Origin of the sequence: Candidatus Methylospira mobilis (assembly GCF_009498235.1) — a bacterium.
Lineage (GTDB): Bacteria > Pseudomonadota > Gammaproteobacteria > Methylococcales > Methylococcaceae > Methylospira > Methylospira mobilis.
The window spans coordinates 1,607,693-1,623,150 of record NZ_CP044205.1; the positions used below are offsets into that span (position 1 = coordinate 1,607,693).

Here is a 15,458-nt window from a genome sequence, read left to right on the forward strand (position 1 = left end):
ACCCTGATTCCTTCTCACTGAATGGTAGCAAAGGGAGACTGAAGATGAAAGATGTCGAATTCGAGGGTGCGATTACGCCGTGGCTCAGGTTCTGTATCGGTTCAGCGGTGCTGATGGGCGGCGTTTCTCTAATGCTGCTCGCCGCCGCGCCGTTTGTTCACGCAATCCGCTGGTGGTAATTGCGACGAGAGATGCCCGTTCTAAGCCAATTTGACGCCATAAATCCCCGTGAACTTGTGGATTTCCTGATCACCCGCCGAGATATGCTCCCAGCCGAGGTCAAGGAGCGTCTGCGCGTCAACTTTTCTCCTGCCTCCATCCACAATGCAAATCTCATAGGCGGGAAGGAAGATATTGACCTCTATGCGGAGGTGTGCGAACAGCTCAAGGAGGTCAGAAAACTCAGACTGGACGCAAAAAGCGCCGACTCCATCCGCGACCGGAAGGACTCGCTGGCATCGGCCACGACTTTGCTGTCACTGCCGACCAAGATCCAGGGCGACGTGCTTAATCAAGATCGCGTGCGCACGATACAGAAAGTGACGATCGAAACCATGAAAGAAGCAGCGCCGGAACTGCAAACCAGATTCCTTGAATTACTCGAAAAACGCTTGGGAGGCTCGAATGTTTGAGACGATTTTAACTGTAGTCGCCATGGTTTTCGTGGCCTGCTGGTACTACATAACCGGTAAGGACGACGGAGGTTACAGATGATCGCGTTATTCGTTATCGCGGCTATTCCGATTGGCGGTTTGGCCGCTATCGGGCTTTCGGTTGTTCGGGAAGTCCAAAAGTACGAAAAGGAGGCTTACCGATGAACGAGGACGTGTTTATTTTGCTGATATTCGCTATGTTCTGCTTCACGATAACGAGGTAGCAATGAAGAAAGTACGCAGATGGCTTGCCGGCTTCATACTGGCAGCGGGAGCAGTACTTGGATTGGGGCTGTTCGGCTATATCGCTTGGCCGGGTCTCCAGCAGGTGCTGTCAGGAATCGAACTTCTCTATTCATCCGGGGCCGTGAAGAACCTGACACTAGGCGCTCTGAGAGGCATTTTTGCTCCGGCATGACCGAGCTGATTAACCGCGTGCTGCTGGGCTTTTTGGCTGTCGAGCCGGATACCGTTGGATTACTCCTCCTTCCAACGATTGGCGAAAGTCAGAAGATGACCAAGTCGCGCATCGATACGATCATCAAGATCAATAGTCAATAGGGGACAGACCACTGTTATTTCACTTTAAAAACAACAGTGGTCTGTCCCCTGCTGTTCTGTTGGCCCATAACTAGACAACATGAAACTGGGGTTATTGTGGCGGCCATGACTGCCCATTATTTGTTACTCCCCAAGGACCGGTACATACGTTTTCCATCTCGGGTAGCGGCGGAGCGCAACAACCAGGAGTGACGGCATCAGTATAGGGTTGATTTTCATCAATGGTTATTACACATTCGCCCGTGGTTGATTTATATGCTGTGACCGTTGCTATTCCATAAGTTTCAATACCTTTTCCGTACCAGGCGGGGCTTGAAGTTAATGTGCAACTATCTGAAACGGCGAATTGAGCTCCGGAATTGTCCGGATTCTGCGGAGATTCGGCTTGCACGGGCAGTTCTGTTTGAGTCCAGTACCAATTATTGACCTGAATTCCTAACCCTGGAAGGGATGAATAATCACCAGTTATAGATTTCGTATTTTCTGGATTAATTGTCTGATGTCCTCCATCCGCTGTAAATACTGTAACTGTGTTACCATTCTGGCACGGTGATACCGGACTCAGATTATTTTCAATAGTAATACTGTTTTGAGTAAGGGCAGCATCTGACCCAATACGGCACCCTGAAGCAGCCGCGAACAGAACGCAAGTTATACTCAGTAATGTTCTAACTTTCATTATCACACCCCGCAAAGTAAACGTTGATACATAATCCTGAATCCGTGGTGGTTAGAGTCAACAGTATGATTTTATAAGAAATTCACGTTCATTTTGGATGAAGAAAAAAGTGCCGCGTCCATATGAATTATATGACTATTCCTAAAATAAACCACGGATTCAGGATAATAACAGAGGACAGAGCACTGATATTTCATTTAGAAAACAATAGTGGTTTGTCCCCTGTTGCTGTGTGATTTTACACTACGCATTCAAGGTCGGGGCGCTTGCCAGCCAGCATAAAAACCCATGCCAGCAGCGTGACGCTGGCCAATAAAGCAAAAGAGGTATGATAATAGGCACAATCATCATTTAAGCTTGGCTTCCAATATGCGAATGCCCTTCAACGGCAAGGCGATGCGAGCGCCGAAGTCCGATCGCTGAGCATAGCGGCTTGACATGATGGCGCAGCTTGAGGGTACGAGTTAAACCCTCGTCAACCTGGCGCCACTTTCGGAAACACCAGCGTAAACCGGCTGCCTGACCCCGGGCTGCTGTCGATGTGTATACGTCCGCCCAATTGCTGATTGACAATATTGTAAACGATATGCATGCCTAAACCGGTTCCACCCTGACCGCGCCTGGTGGTAAAAAACGGTTCGAATATCTTGGCCGCGACTTCTTCGCTCATGCCGCAACCGTTATCGCTCACTTTCAAACTGATGTTTTCCGGCTGAGTCGCCTGAACGGAAATCGTAATCTCGCCGGGTGCGTCCTGGCTAAAAGCATGGTCCAATGCATTCATCACCAGATTGATTATCACCTGCGCCAATGCTCCTGCATAGCTGTCAATTACCATACCGGATTCGCACTCGACACGAGCGGTATGAAGCGTGCCTTTAAAGCGGGGACGCAGACTCACCAGCAATTCATTCAAATAACCGGCCAAATCGAAACGTCTGCGCTGATCGTGAGAGCGGTCGACGGCGACTTGTTTAAAACTCTGTATCAGGCTCGATGCGCGCATGATATTGGAGACAATGAAACTGGAAGTTTCCGTGGATTTTTCGACAAACTTCAGTATATCCGACTTGCGCAGCACGCCACCGCTGACCAGTGTGGAAAAGTCCCTCGCCTGTTCCTGCAGCAGGGTTGCTGCGGTCAGCGTAATGCCGATAGGCGTATTGACTTCGTGCGCTATGCCGGCAACCAGTCCGCCCAGGGAGGCCATTTTTTCGGACTGGATCAGATCCGCCTGGGTCCGTTTCAAATCCGTCAGGGTTGCCGCCATTTGCGCAGCGCTGGCCCGCAACAGGGAAATACCGCTGACGATCCCCATGCAAACGCCGTTATCTGTAACGATAAAGCCATGCTGCAAAGCTTCCGGACGCTCTTCGGTAATACGCATCGCAACAACGTTTACTTGCTCGCTCGCCAATACAATCAGAGGGTCCGGGTACATCAACTCACAAATGGAACGCCTTGAATAAACCTCTCGGCCATATCCGGCCAGATACCGGTAAAAAAAAGCATTGCGCTCGACAAGGCCGGCTATGCATCCACCCTGCCGCACCGGCACTGCGGTGATCTGTTTGTTTTCCTGAAACCAGAGTGCAACTTCCTGGCATATTATTGATATATCAAAACTATCTACAGGGATAACAAGCTGTCCTACCGACCAGGAGCCGGCAGGCCGGGACTCCGCTTCATGCTCAGACATAACTCACGCCATTCATCAATCGCCGATGTCTACAGACTATCCGCAACCAGTTGATTCGCATCGTCAATCGTCATCGGACGTCCGAAAAAGTAGCCTTGCAAATAGTCGCAGCCGATATCCAGCAGCGTCCTGGCCTGGTTTTCGGTTTCAACTCCCTCCGCTATAGTTTCAATATTCAGGGCTTCAGCCAGCCTGACCACTGCCTGGATAATCGGCATCGATTGTTTGCGATCAAACATGGTGCTCACGAAAGAACGGTCCAGCTTCAATGTATCAAACGGATAACGATGCAGATAACTGATGGAAGAATAACCGGTACCGAAATCGTCCAGGGAAAGGCAGACGCCCATATCTTTTAACCTGAGCATCATCGCTTCGACCCTGGCCGGGTCTTCCATAATCATGGATTCGGTTATTTCGAGTTTCAGCAAGGCCGGCGCAATTGCACTTTCGTCAATGATACGCTCCACCATGCCGACCAGGTCGCTGGTCAGCAACTGCCGCGCCGAAACATTAACCGATAGCTTCACTTGCTCGGCTTTTTCCGCATAGCTTGCATGCCAGCGCAAGGCATCTGCTGTTGCAGTACGTAATACCCAGCTCCCGATCGGCACTATAAGGCCGCTTACTTCCGCCTCGGCAATAAACTTGTCGGGCACCACCGATCCCCGCTCGGGATGATGCCAGCGCAGCAAGGCTTCGAAGCCGGCCAATTGGCGGCTTGATGCTTTGTATATGGGTTGATAGAGTACCCGCAACTCTTTCCGGTCAAGCGCGTAACTCAAATCCCGTATCAACGTCAATCTGCCCGATTGCGTGGCGCCGCCGGATGAAACCGCCTGCTCGACCCGGTTGCCACCCAAACGCTTGGCCTCCGCCATCGCAGCCTCCGCTTCGGCAATCAAATCGTAAGCCGGCCGTAGCGACCGTCCGCTGACAAACACGAAGCCCAGGGATGCGGCAGGCAAAACCTCCTCGCCTTCGAGTTCCACGGGCTGCAATATCATTTGCAAAAGCTTGTCGGTAAGGTCTCTCAATTCATTCGCGGAGAGAATATTGCTTACTATCACAGCAAATTGATCTGCACCGAGCCTGGAGGCTAAACCGGTATCGGTCAACATCGAACACAACCGTGACGCGATCACACGCAACAGCCGGTCTCCTGCGGCATAACCCAGATCGGTGTTAACATCCTTGAATCGATCCAATCCGATCACAATTACGCCCAATCCCGCGGAAGTATCGGCCGCATTGAGCAGCCTGTTTTTCAGTTCGTTTACCAGGGCCTCGCGGTTCAACAGGTTTGTCAGCGGCTCATGACGCGCGAGTTGGCGCATTTGATCGATAAAATAAATATTGTCAAAGCCAAGCGCTACCTTATTGCAGAAAATCTCCAGCAAATACCGGTCCATCTGCGACAAACATCCTTCTCCCCGCAAATAAACAACGCTGACGGCACGGTTCACGGTACGGAAAACGATGACCGAACCGCTATCGGCATAAATATTTTCGAGCGTGGAAATTGCCTGTGAAATCAATTCGCACGCATCAGGGGGAAGACATTGCGTCACCAGCGATCCGGGAGCGAACTTTTCCAGCTCGCCAGCCGAAGCGACAACCCGGACCGCATCGACACTGTCGCAGCTTCCGGGATCTGATACGCCACAAAGCATTGCACCGCCTATGCAGTCGATCAGCGATCTGAGCTGCAATACCACGCCCTGCACAAACTCGTTCATCGACTGATATTCGAACAGGGAGTTGGAAGCGGATAGAATTTTGACCAGACCCTGACGGCTCATTTCTATGGTCAACATCTGCCTGTATGCGCGCAACGACACGAAAACAGTCGTGTAAAGCTTGACCGCCGTCAGCTCAGTTTTATCCTTGTAATCGTTAATATCGTAATTAACGATGACGTCAAACTCCGGCGCCTGTCCGGGCTGCCCCGTGCGCAGAATAATACGCGTCAACCAGTTTGCCTGGTATTCCCTGACGTATCGAACCAGCTGCAAGCCCGCGTCATCGGACTCCATCACCACATCCAGCAGAATCAACGCAATATTTTTTTCGCTATCAAGAATATTCCGCGCCTCTGCGGCGCTGTAGGCGCTCAGGAACGACAAGCCGGCCCCGTGAAAACGGAAATCGCTCAATGCCATGAGCGTTATCGCATGTACATCCGGATCATCGTCTACTATCAACAGCTTGTGATAATTCTCGGCCTGAACTGGAGCGGACTCTTCGTTCAGTTCGTCAAGAAATACGAGATCATCGTCCTGTAGGCTCATTGGGACCAACTTAAAGCGGGTAAATGTAATGACGGATCACTTGCCGGAATCATTCGGAGAGCGCGTTTTCAGTGGAAAAGCGCATGGATTCCCTTCCCCCCCGCCGTTCGACAAAAAGACAGTGGCCTGAAATTTTTTTGGCCTGTTTTTTGGCAACCGTAGCGGCAGCAGCAACTTCATAATGCGAAGCAAAATGCTCGGGATCAATCACTACCGCGCCGATGGAAAGACTGGTGAATGGAAAAAACACGCTGCAGCCATGTCTGTCTTCGGCCTCGATTCCGCCACGATAGCGGTCCGTTTCATTATAGAATGAGGGTAAGGCTTCATTGAGATATTCCAGCACCCGGTTACAACGCTGCTCCCAATCGGGACTCTGGAACAAAATGATAAAATCATCGCCGCCTATGTGTCCGAGAAAATCCAGATCCGGATCGCATGCCTCGTGTAGAAAGCGCCCGGTTGCACGGATAATATCATCTCCCAGCCGATAACCATATACATCGTTAAACGGTTTGAAATTATCGAGATCGCAATAACAGGCGACGAAAGGCGTCCTCATTTTCAGCAAGGCGCCTATATGCTCGTTGATAGGCACATTACCCGGCAGCAACGTCAGCGGATTCGCGTATTTTGCGGCGCGAATCTGCAATTGCGTAATCAGCTTCAACAGGTCGTGACCGGAACCCATGCCTATGTATTTACCGTTTTCGGTCACGATAAAGCCGATGGAAAGATGATGGGGAGCGCTCTGCAGTATCAGTTCGGACAGGTCCATCGGACTGCAGGAGCTTTCCACGATCAACGGCGCGCTATCCATAAAGTATTCACACGGACGATGACCGTACAACTCGCGATGGAACGGACGCGCAAACAGCGCAATCAAGTCCTGGCGGCCGATCACGCCGACAGGAGTACCATGGAGCACCACAGCGATAGACGCAATTTCGGGGTTCTCGACAAAACGATCGTAAACTTCGATATGCGTGCTTTCCGGCGCAACCGGATCTATGCGCGTGATCAGGCTTTCCAGGTTGGCACTGATCTGCAACTGTTGCGGCTGCTCGCTGCCCAGTTCATCATGGATATGCATCGGCACTTCGAAAATCGGCTCGCTCTGAGGACGACCGATATAAAAACCCTGCGCATAAGCGATACCGATCCCTCTTATCGCACGCAACTCCGCTTCTTCTTCTATGCCTTCGGCAATGACGCGCGCGCCTGCTTTTTTGGCTATTTCCTGTATGGAACGCACAAATTGTAATTTCAGAGGGTCGGCGTGGACGCCGCGCACAAAATGCTTGTCGATTTTCACATAATTCGGACGCAGCTCGGACCATAAACGCAGACCGGAGAAACCTTCGCCAAGATCGTCGATGGCGACTTCGAATCCCATGCTACGATAATGGTTTACCGCTTCGCGCAATTGGTGGTAATCGATACCGGGCGTATTTTCTGTCAGCTCGATGACTACCTGTTGCGGGTTAAGGCCAAAGCGTTTGATATAGCGTAAGGTTTCTCCGCTAACGGCGCCCTGCGCCACCAGAATATCGGGACTGACGTTGATAAACAACTTACCGTTTCCGTCCTTTGCCGCAAAAGTATCGAGTACGATGCGCCGGCACAGATATTCCACCTCAGCAACCATGTCGTTATCGCGCGCCACGTTGAACAGAGCAATCGGGGTATGCAGCATGCTGTCGCAAGGACCGCGTATCAATCCTTCGAAACCGAGAACGGTAGCGTTGCTTAATGCAAGTATGGGTTGAAAAACCGCATTAAGGTTGTTTGTACGTACAATGTCCGAGAGCTGCCTGCGCGTATCCGCAGCCGCCGCGGTCAATGCAGCTTTGCTGGCAAGTATCTCGGCGATTGAATTCATGGGCAGGTATATCCAACCTGATGCAAAGGATTAGAATCTCGCATACCAGTATTACAGCAGCATTACAAACACCAAGCTTTAACACGAATACTGTATTCGGCATTACGCGAAGGCTTAATTGTCATCGCGGCAACAAGCCACGCCAAAAGCGAATTTACGCCCGTAGCGGGCATGGCAGCGCCTGCCCGATGCCTCGTCTACCCGAAATCCGCTCTTTGTCCGGCTTTCGGGAAAAAAATGTCCCGATTCTGAGAGCAAAACACAGTGCAAAGCGGCGGCCAAAACAAAAAAATGGAGACGAGGTGGGTGGTTCCGCTGGCGATGATAAACGCGGAACACAGCCACAGCGTTTTTCTATACTCAATCAAGTCCTTAGGTTCTGTTGACGTATCACCGCAACCAAATGAGAGCTGAGACGAAGTGAAGGAAGGCCATGTAGTTGCGAGCTGTTTTTTCAGAACGCGAAAATATTCGTCGGTAATGTCTGATTTTGTTGAAGAAGCATTCAATCAGATGGCGTTCTTTGTAAATAAACCAATCGCACTCGCGTACCTTGTTTCGATTGCAGCGCGGAGGAATGACGGCTTTCATATCTCTCGCTACGATGGCCTGGACGAACGCATCGCTGTCATAGCCTTTGTCACCGACAAACGCACGCGCACCCGCCGGCGTCAGCGCCGGCAAGGTTTCAGCCTGTCCAATGTCGCTGGCCTGCCCTCCGGTCAGTAAGAATTCGAGGGGATTCCCCAAGGCATCGGTGATGGCGTGAATCCTGGTAGTAAAGCCGCCCTTCGATCGTCCCAAGGCTTCATCCTCGGCATTGCTGCCCGCCGCGCCACCAGCGCAGGGATGAGCCCGGTTGATGGTGGAATCGATAAACACGCTTTGCAAATCAGGATGATGGATGCATCCGGCGAACAGCGACTGCCAAACCCCATGCTTGCTCCAGCGGGAAAAACGCTTGAACACGGAGTTCCACTTGCCATGCGCTTCCGGCAGCAAACGCCATTGCGATCCCGATCGAAGAATTTGCAGAACGGCAACCAGAAAGGCCCGGCACTGTTCCTCGGACGTCGATCGGACATGCCGATGTTTCACCAGTATGGGATAGATAACGTTCCAGTCTTCGGCGCTAATTTCGAGTCGGTCAGCCATTTTCGAAATGGTTCCAGCTTCACTGGTGGCGCGTGCTAATGTCAACAGAACCTAGGGGAATGATCCCCGGTTTTTGGTAATTTTGCGTAGCGACATGTTCACCGACTCAATCGCATTGGTGGTGTAGATGATACGGCGTATCTCTGGCGGGTAGTCAAAGTACGGAATGATGCGAACCCAATTCCTGCGCCAGGAGAGGGTGTCCTGGATTTTGTGTAAACGGAGTTTAAGTTAACGGTTTGGCATCCGCTCCTCGAAGAGGATGGTAAACCTGTTCAGTGCTGCTTTCCAATTTTGCAGTGGCATAGTCCATTTCCGGCTAATGTTCATCAGCGCCAGGTAGAACAATTTCAGTAACGCTTCATCCGAGGGGAACGATCCCCGGTTTTTGGTGATTTTGCGTAGCGACATGTTCACCGACTCAATCGCATTGGTGGTGTAGATGATACGGCGTATCTCTGGCGGGTAGTCAAAGAACGGAATGATACGAACCCAATTCCTGCGCCAGGACTGCACAATAGCCGGATAGTCGGCCCCCCATTTTTCCTCGAACTCCGTCAACCGGGTTTCGGCTGCCTCCACCGTGGAGACGGCATAAATGAGGCGCAGATCGGCGGCTACGGCCTTGCGCAGCTTCCAGCTGACGTAATTCAAACTGTAGCGCACCAAATGCACGATACACAGCTGAATAGCGGTCTTTGGGTAAACCGCTTCGATAGCCTCTGGAAACCCTTTCAACCCGTCCACGCAGGCGATAAAGATGTCCTGCACGCCTCGGTTCTTCAGTTCCGTTACAACCTGTAGCCAGAACTTGGCGCCCTCGGTCTGGGCAATCCAGATGCCGAGCAATTCCTTCTCGCCGGACAGGTTTAGCCCCAGAGCCAGATAGACCGCCTTGACTCTCACTGTTCCGGCATCACGCGCCTTGACGTGAATGCAGTCCAGGTAGACGATGGGGTAGAGCGCATCCAGAGGCCGCGACTGCCAAGCCTTGGCATCGTCAATAACTGCATCGGTAACGGATGAAATCAGCGAGGGCGATACCTCCGTACCATACATTTCTTCCAGATGACTCTGAATTTCCCGCACAGTCATGCCTCGTGCGTACAGGGGCAGGATTTTGTCGTCGAAACCCGTCCAACGGGTTTGATGTTTGCGGATAATTTGCGGCTCGAAGCTGCCGTGGCGATCAAGGGGAACTTCAATCGGCAGTTCGCCGAACTCGCCCTTGAGCGTCTTCTGGCTCTTGCCGTTACGGGTGTTGCCCGTAGCATTAGAAACGGGTTCGTTACGGGCGTGGCCCAGATGTTCGGCCATTTCGGCTTCCAATGCGCGCTCTACCAGTTTCCTGGTGAGTTGCTTGAGCAACCCGTGCTCGCCGATCAGGTCTTCAGGTTTTTTGTAATCGGCCAGCAGGCTGTCGATCACTTCGTTGCTTACGGTCATTTCTACTCCTTACAAGGTTGAGGCAGTTTCCTACCAAATGACCGTTTACACAAAAACTCTTACACCCTCCACGACACATACACCTCCTTTACCCAATGCTGCTCTTCCGGCTTTGCCTCCAGCAAGATCGGCCTCTATAACCTTCAGTACTTGGCTCGTTACGGCGCTTCCCCAGTTACTGTCTTCCTCGCGCTGCTTGGCCTTGTCAAACCGATCTATTTCTACGAGGGTCTGTAGTACGTCGGGGTGTTGCGCAGCCTGTTGCCAGCGTTGGGATAATCAAGAAGGATAAAGGTAATACGAGGTGTCTCATGCCAGCTATCCTGCCAAGGTAAATGAATCAGTCTCCCCGTTGTAGATCAGTAAGCAGTGTTTCAGAATGTCCCTGCCGAGCAGCCCGTCTATGCTTTGCTGCCCAAATCCAGAAGCTACAACTGAGGCAGCATTAAACGTCCTGTGCCTGTCTGGGAAAGGTAAAACCAGACTAACATCGTACAGTTCGCAGAGGTGTGGTGTACCGTTAGTGGAGGGAGTGTGGATGGGGGTGCTTCCGCTTGGAGATATACCCAAATTGGTAATTTGCGCGATATCTATGCATGTATCGCCCCTTGTGGTGTAATTGGGGCATTCAGGCTGGGCATGAGGTACCCAAATCTCGGGTGAAGTAAGCAATATGCTCAGCAGACGAGATTTGCTGAACAAGGAAAGGCGTCAGTCCGCACTTGTCGTACCCTACTTTCAATGCATCCTCGTAGGATACATAGGCACCCAAGAAATCTTCGCCGTGAATCACTGCGAATTTACCTTCGTCCTGAAGAAGGGTGGGTAGTAGATGCCTATACGTGCTTAACTCTGTGTCTAAAACTGCCATGGCAGACCTCCAGTTTTTCTGGATTTTCGTAAAATGTTGATCATATCAGAATTTAGCTTCTGTTGACATTAGCACGCGCCACCAGTGAAGCTGGAACCATTTCGAAAATGGCTGACCGACTCGAAATTAGCCCCGAAGACTGGAGCGTTATCTATCCCATACTGGTGAAACATCGGCATGTCCGATCGACGTCCGAGGAACAGTGCCGGGCCTTTCTGGTTGCCGTTCTGCAAATTCTTCGATCGGGATCGCAATGGCGTTTGCTGCCGGAAGCGCATGGCAAGTGGAACTCCGTGTTCAAGCGTTTTTCCCGCTGGAGCAAGCATGGGGTTTGGCAGTCGCTGTTCGCCGGATGCATCCATCATCCTGATTTGCAAAGCGTGTTTATCGATTCCACCATCAACCGGGCTCATCCCTGCGCTGGTGGCGCGGCGGGCAGCAATGCCGAGGATGAAGCCTTGGGACGATCGAAGGGCGGCTTTACTACCAGGATTCACGCCATCACCGATGCCTTGGGGAATCCCCTCGAATTCTTACTGACCGGAGGGCAGGCCAGCGACATTGGACAGGCTGAAACCTTGCCGGCGCTGACGCCGGCGGGTGCGCGTGCGTTTGTCGGTGACAAAGGCTATGACAGCGATGCGTTCGTCCAGGCCATCGTAGCGAGAGATATGAAAGCCGTCATTCCTCCGTGCTGCAATCGAAACAAGGTACGCGAGTGCGATTGGTTTATTTACAAAGAACGCCATCTGATTGAATACTTCTTCAACAAAATCAAACATTACCGACGAATATTTTCGCGTTTTGAAAAAACAGCTCGCAACTACATGGCCTTCCTTCACTTCGTCTCAGCTCTCATTTCGTTGCGGTGATACGTCAACAGAACCTAGCTATTTATTGGCGTCAAAACCCTTTCTGATCTCGTCCTCAATCGTTGTTCCGTTTTTTTTGACCTGTTGTACAGGGTCGCACGAGTTATACCTAAGCGTTCTGCCCATTCAATAACGTGAAGGGATTTTTCTCCGACAGTTATCGCAAGGACTACCAACTGATGGGAAGGTGCAGAAAGGGCCTCACAACTTACGCCATACGTTTGGGCGCCGGCTACGGTCGGCTCGGGTGCCTCTTGAAACTCGTCGCGTTTTAATGCATCACGTTGACGGTGACGTCACCGTGCATTACAGCCCGGCAGAATTGGCTGAGTTGAAAGAGGCGGTGGAGTCCATTACGCAGATAGAACAGGTAACGATGCTGCGTGCTGCGGTATGGAATTTACGCAGGTGCGTAAACACATAAAACAAAGCCCGGCTGCAACCGGGCTAAGATATTGAATTCATGGTAGCAACGGGTGGGCTCGAACCACCGACACCAGCATTATGAATGCTGTGCTCTAACCGACTGAGCTACGTTGCCATCTCTATACTCATAATTATCAGATACAATTTGATGTGCGTCAATAGGCAATTTCGTGGGCTAAGGAGCCAGTTTTTGCTGTACACCTTGTACGCTTTGCGGCGTGTCCGAAATATTGACCTTGCCGCCGTTTTCCTGCTCTGTGATGGCGTTTTCTGTTTTTTTGTTTAATACCACAATGCTGATGCGCCGATTCATCGGGTTTAATGGGTCATCCTTGTCAAAAGGAACCGCCGAGGACAGTCCGATAATGCGCAGTATCTTTTCATTGACCATGCCTCCTATAATGAGCTCCCTGCGTGCGGCATTGGCACGGTCGGACGATAGTTCCCAGTTGGTATAGCCGCTGCCGTTATTGGCGTAATTGCTGGCGTCGGTATGACCGGATATGCTAATCCGGTTATTTATTGAATTGAGTACGCGGCCGATTTCATGGAGGATATCGATGGTGTAGGATTTTAGCTCGTCTCTGCCGGTGGCAAACATCGGACGATTCTGCTCGTCGACGATCTGTATGCGCAAGCCTTCCGTAGTGATGTCGAGCAGGATTTGCTTCTTGAACTGTTTTAGCAAAGGGTTGGCGTCTATGGCTTGTTCGATTTGCTCTTCCAGCTCCTGCAGTCTGGTTCTTTCCTGTCGCTCCCACTCCTGACGGGCTTCATCTAGGTTTACCGGGAATTGCGTGCCGACTTCTTCTGAAACTTTGACATCGCCCTCTTTTCTGGTTATGTCGTCGCCGCCGCCGGGAATGATGTTGGAGCTTTCGCTGATGGCTGTGCCTCTGGTCAGCGCTGCTTCAATTGGAGTATTGAAATATTCCGCGATGCCTTTTTTAGTATAGTCGCCTACGGAGCCGAGTAGCCACATCAACAGAAAAAAAGCCATCATCGCGGTGACGAAATCGGCATAGGCGACTTTCCACGATCCGCCGCCATGACCGCCGCCACCGTTCCTTTTGATGCGTTTTACGACGATAAGACTCTGTTCTTTATCGGCCATGGCTAGCGCGCGTTGACTATTTTGTTTGTTTTACGTGGGATTCCAGTTCGAGGAATGAGGGACGTTCTGTGGAGAACAGCACTTTACGTCCAAACTCAACGGCGATGGCGGGGGCGTATCCGTTCAGGCTCGCAATCAGCGTAACCTTGACACATTGCAGCATTTTGGTCGATTCATGCAGCTTCTGTTCCAGCAGGCTGGAGAGCGGCCCTACGAAGCCGTAGGATAATAGAATGCCCAGAAACGTGCCGACCAGCGCGGCGGCTATCAGATGCCCAAGTTCCGCCGGAGGTACGCCGATATGGCCCATAGTGTTCACCACCCCCATGACTGCGGCCACTATGCCGAATGCTGGCATGCCGTCCCCCATTTTGGCAAGCGTGTGAACGGGTACTTCGCCTTCATGGTGATGGGTTTCGAGTTCATTATCCATCAGATTTTCGATTTGAAAGGCGTCCATTTTTCCGGAGATCATAAGTCGCAGATAATCGGTAATGAAGTCGAGCAGGTGCTGATCTTCCATGATGCCTTTGTAATTACCGAATATGGCGCTGTGTTCGGGAGATTCAATGTCGCCTTCTATCGCCATCAATCCGTCTCGCCTCGCTTTTTGCAGCAGGTCATAAAGCAGCGACATCAACTCCAGATAAAGTTCCTTGGTGTATCTGGAGCTTTTGAGTACGCTGGGCAAGGCTTTTAATGTTGCGGAAATGGCCTTCGGGCTGTTTCCGACCATAAAAGCGCCCAAGGCCGCACCGCCGATCATCAGCAGCTCTACAGGTTGAAAAAGTGCGGCGAGATGCCCGCCTTCCATGGCGAAGCCGCCAAAAACGGAAAAGAGTACGATTGCGTATCCTGCTATGACTAACAAGGTAACTCCTTAAAATATCTTCAGCAACAGTAATTGGCCGGCGGGATGCGCCAACCCAGTAATGGCGGACCGCCGGGTACCGGATAGCAGCGAAAATCCGGTTCTGCTTCAGGAATGGCAAACTCATAGCTTAACAATAGGCTGTGAGTCCGCATTTCTTTTCTGGCCTTAAACCATATATCGGGCATGCAGGCTGGCGATAGATAGGTAAATACCACATCGTAATAGCCAAAATCAATGTGCTGGTAATTTATATACCTGGCGCGGGCATTGCTGCGTCGTAGCGCGATACGTATTCTGCTGATCATCCATGGGATGCACGCGGTTTCCGCTCCTTCCATTGTAGCATCAGGATGCAGCGATGCCAGTGCTATGATGAGTCCTCCTGTGCCGCTGCCCGCGTCCAGAAAACGAAAGTTGCTATCGTTTGTGGGGGTGATAACTTGAGCGACTGCATCCCATGCCGACTTCCCCGAGGAAAATAGCGGGGCTCCTCCTTTAAGTACAGGCCAAAAAACCCCCAATAATACAAAAAAAACTGTCGGAGCGATGATGGCGGGCCACTGCAAGGCGAACCCTGCAAGCAGCGCTACAGGAAAAAACAATTGAAACACCTGCCATTGATAGGGCATGCGTGCAAGTCGCGATAGAGCGAATGCTTGCGTGCCGAGTAGCAGAACCATATGCAGCAAGGTCAGTTGTATGCGAAACGCGTAGGGCAGCAGCACATAGGCGAAAGCAAACATGCCTGTACACAGCGTCTGTATGAACAGCGCGGTAAGCAGACTGCTTAACGGGTTATTGTAGCGCATCGGCTGATATGTATTTCGGATAGCCGGTGCTTGATGTTTTTGATTGTCGATAGGTTGAGTCGGGGTGGGCGCTTGCCGACTTTTTTGATTATACAGACTTGGCCTCGCCCGCACCCTCTCTGGGCG

Annotated in this window: 16 protein-coding genes, 1 tRNA gene and 1 pseudogene; 5 read left to right on the top strand and 13 right to left on the bottom strand. The window is 51.4% G+C overall.

Annotated features, from left to right (window positions below; all coding sequences use genetic code 11):
* Positions 1-44: 44 nt before the first annotated feature.
* The 4 genes from F6R98_RS22445 to F6R98_RS07085 all read left to right on the top strand — a co-directional run bounded on the left by F6R98_RS22445 (position 45) and on the right by F6R98_RS07085 (position 1,214).
* Positions 45-179, top strand: coding sequence for a hypothetical protein (locus tag F6R98_RS22445; protein WP_265588138.1), 135 nt, complete (start codon positions 45-47; stop codon positions 177-179).
* Positions 180-263: 84 nt separating this feature from the next.
* Positions 264-632 (top strand): hypothetical protein, encoded by a 369-nt coding sequence (locus F6R98_RS07075; protein WP_153248396.1) that lies wholly within the window; start codon positions 264-266, stop codon positions 630-632.
* 247 nt (positions 633-879) lie between these two features.
* Complete coding sequence (locus tag F6R98_RS07080) at positions 880-1,071, top strand: hypothetical protein (RefSeq protein ID WP_153248397.1); 192 nt, start codon at positions 880-882, stop codon at positions 1,069-1,071.
* Positions 1,068-1,214: a hypothetical protein gene (locus F6R98_RS07085; RefSeq protein WP_153248399.1), complete on the top strand. Its 147-nt coding sequence runs from the start codon at positions 1,068-1,070 to the stop codon at positions 1,212-1,214. Before F6R98_RS07080 ends, F6R98_RS07085 begins: the two co-directional genes overlap by 4 nt.
* A gap of 91 nt (positions 1,215-1,305) precedes the next feature.
* On the opposite strand, the gene F6R98_RS07090 is transcribed toward F6R98_RS07085, so the two are convergent.
* The 9 genes and pseudogenes from F6R98_RS07090 to F6R98_RS21560 all read right to left on the bottom strand — a co-directional run bounded on the left by F6R98_RS07090 (position 1,306) and on the right by F6R98_RS21560 (position 11,237).
* A complete protein-coding gene (locus F6R98_RS07090; RefSeq protein WP_153248401.1) occupies positions 1,306-1,893 on the bottom strand; it encodes a hypothetical protein in 588 nt (195 codons plus the stop codon).
* A 475-nt stretch (positions 1,894-2,368) separates the two neighbouring features.
* Positions 2,369-3,592, bottom strand: coding sequence for a sensor histidine kinase (locus F6R98_RS07095; protein WP_153248402.1), 1,224 nt, complete (start codon positions 3,590-3,592; stop codon positions 2,369-2,371).
* Between the two features lie 29 nt (positions 3,593-3,621).
* Positions 3,622-5,883, bottom strand: a complete 2,262-nt coding sequence (locus F6R98_RS07100) for a bifunctional diguanylate cyclase/phosphodiesterase (RefSeq protein ID WP_153248404.1) — start codon at positions 5,881-5,883, stop codon at positions 3,622-3,624.
* A gap of 49 nt (positions 5,884-5,932) precedes the next feature.
* Entirely contained in the window at positions 5,933-7,765 is a 1,833-nt protein-coding gene (locus tag F6R98_RS07105) for an EAL domain-containing protein (RefSeq protein ID WP_153248406.1), read from the bottom strand.
* Positions 7,766-7,962: 197 nt separating this feature from the next.
* Positions 7,963-8,274 carry a hypothetical protein gene (locus F6R98_RS22975; RefSeq protein ID WP_455423471.1) on the bottom strand — a complete coding sequence of 104 codons (312 nt, stop codon included), beginning with the start codon at positions 8,272-8,274 and terminating at the stop codon, positions 7,963-7,965.
* On the bottom strand, positions 8,156-8,920 hold the full coding sequence (locus F6R98_RS07110) for an IS5 family transposase (RefSeq protein WP_153248408.1): 765 nt from the start codon (positions 8,918-8,920) through the stop codon (positions 8,156-8,158). Before F6R98_RS07110 ends, F6R98_RS22975 begins: the two co-directional genes overlap by 119 nt.
* Positions 8,921-8,974: 54 nt before the next feature.
* Positions 8,975-9,115, bottom strand: a pseudogene (locus tag F6R98_RS07115) (transposase); the annotation flags it as partial.
* Positions 9,116-9,151: 36 nt separating this feature from the next.
* The gene (locus F6R98_RS07120; protein WP_153248410.1) at positions 9,152-10,366 is read right to left on the bottom strand and encodes an IS256 family transposase; all 1,215 of its coding nucleotides are present in this window, start codon (positions 10,364-10,366) and stop codon (positions 9,152-9,154) included.
* 628 nt (positions 10,367-10,994) lie between these two features.
* Positions 10,995-11,237 carry a hypothetical protein gene (locus F6R98_RS21560; protein WP_194270177.1) on the bottom strand — a complete coding sequence of 81 codons (243 nt, stop codon included), beginning with the start codon at positions 11,235-11,237 and terminating at the stop codon, positions 10,995-10,997.
* A 107-nt stretch (positions 11,238-11,344) separates the two neighbouring features.
* Between F6R98_RS21560 and F6R98_RS07125 the strand changes: the two genes are divergently transcribed.
* Positions 11,345-12,109: an IS5 family transposase gene (locus tag F6R98_RS07125; protein WP_153248411.1), complete on the top strand. Its 765-nt coding sequence runs from the start codon at positions 11,345-11,347 to the stop codon at positions 12,107-12,109.
* A 464-nt stretch (positions 12,110-12,573) separates the two neighbouring features.
* Here F6R98_RS07125 and F6R98_RS07130 read toward each other — a convergent pair.
* From F6R98_RS07130 to F6R98_RS07145, 4 genes are all read right to left on the bottom strand, one after another.
* A tRNA-Met gene (locus F6R98_RS07130) sits at positions 12,574-12,650 on the bottom strand.
* A gap of 60 nt (positions 12,651-12,710) precedes the next feature.
* Positions 12,711-13,649 (bottom strand): flagellar motor protein MotB, encoded by a 939-nt coding sequence (motB, locus tag F6R98_RS07135; protein WP_153248413.1) that lies wholly within the window; start codon positions 13,647-13,649, stop codon positions 12,711-12,713.
* A gap of 16 nt (positions 13,650-13,665) precedes the next feature.
* Positions 13,666-14,520, bottom strand: a complete 855-nt coding sequence (motA, locus tag F6R98_RS07140) for a flagellar motor stator protein MotA (protein ID WP_153248415.1) — start codon at positions 14,518-14,520, stop codon at positions 13,666-13,668.
* A gap of 20 nt (positions 14,521-14,540) precedes the next feature.
* Positions 14,541-15,332 (bottom strand): class I SAM-dependent methyltransferase, encoded by a 792-nt coding sequence (locus F6R98_RS07145; RefSeq protein WP_153248417.1) that lies wholly within the window; start codon positions 15,330-15,332, stop codon positions 14,541-14,543.
* Positions 15,333-15,458: the final 126 nt, after the last annotated feature.

Bases quoted from the DNA above. Each gene is read 5' to 3' on its own strand.
- F6R98_RS22445 (WP_265588138.1), top strand. From the start codon at position 45: ATGAAAGATGTCGAATTCGAGGGTGCGATTACGCCGTGGCTCAGGTTC.
- F6R98_RS07075 (WP_153248396.1), top strand. From the start codon at position 264: ATGCTCCCAGCCGAGGTCAAGGAGCGTCTGCGCGTCAACTTTTCTCCT.
- F6R98_RS07080 (WP_153248397.1), top strand. From the start codon at position 880: ATGAAGAAAGTACGCAGATGGCTTGCCGGCTTCATACTGGCAGCGGGA.
- F6R98_RS07085 (WP_153248399.1), top strand. From the start codon at position 1,068: ATGACCGAGCTGATTAACCGCGTGCTGCTGGGCTTTTTGGCTGTCGAG.
- F6R98_RS07090 (WP_153248401.1), bottom strand. From the start codon at position 1,893: ATGAAAGTTAGAACATTACTGAGTATAACTTGCGTTCTGTTCGCGGCT.
- F6R98_RS07095 (WP_153248402.1), bottom strand. From the start codon at position 3,592: ATGTCTGAGCATGAAGCGGAGTCCCGGCCTGCCGGCTCCTGGTCGGTA.
- F6R98_RS07100 (WP_153248404.1), bottom strand. From the start codon at position 5,883: ATGAGCCTACAGGACGATGATCTCGTATTTCTTGACGAACTGAACGAA.
- F6R98_RS07105 (WP_153248406.1), bottom strand. From the start codon at position 7,765: ATGAATTCAATCGCCGAGATACTTGCCAGCAAAGCTGCATTGACCGCG.
- F6R98_RS07110 (WP_153248408.1), bottom strand. From the start codon at position 8,920: ATGGCTGACCGACTCGAAATTAGCGCCGAAGACTGGAACGTTATCTAT.
- F6R98_RS07120 (WP_153248410.1), bottom strand. From the start codon at position 10,366: ATGACCGTAAGCAACGAAGTGATCGACAGCCTGCTGGCCGATTACAAA.
- F6R98_RS21560 (WP_194270177.1), bottom strand. From the start codon at position 11,237: ATGGCAGTTTTAGACACAGAGTTAAGCACGTATAGGCATCTACTACCC.
- F6R98_RS07125 (WP_153248411.1), top strand. From the start codon at position 11,345: ATGGCTGACCGACTCGAAATTAGCCCCGAAGACTGGAGCGTTATCTAT.
- motB (WP_153248413.1), bottom strand. From the start codon at position 13,649: ATGGCCGATAAAGAACAGAGTCTTATCGTCGTAAAACGCATCAAAAGG.
- F6R98_RS07145 (WP_153248417.1), bottom strand. From the start codon at position 15,332: ATGCGCTACAATAACCCGTTAAGCAGTCTGCTTACCGCGCTGTTCATA.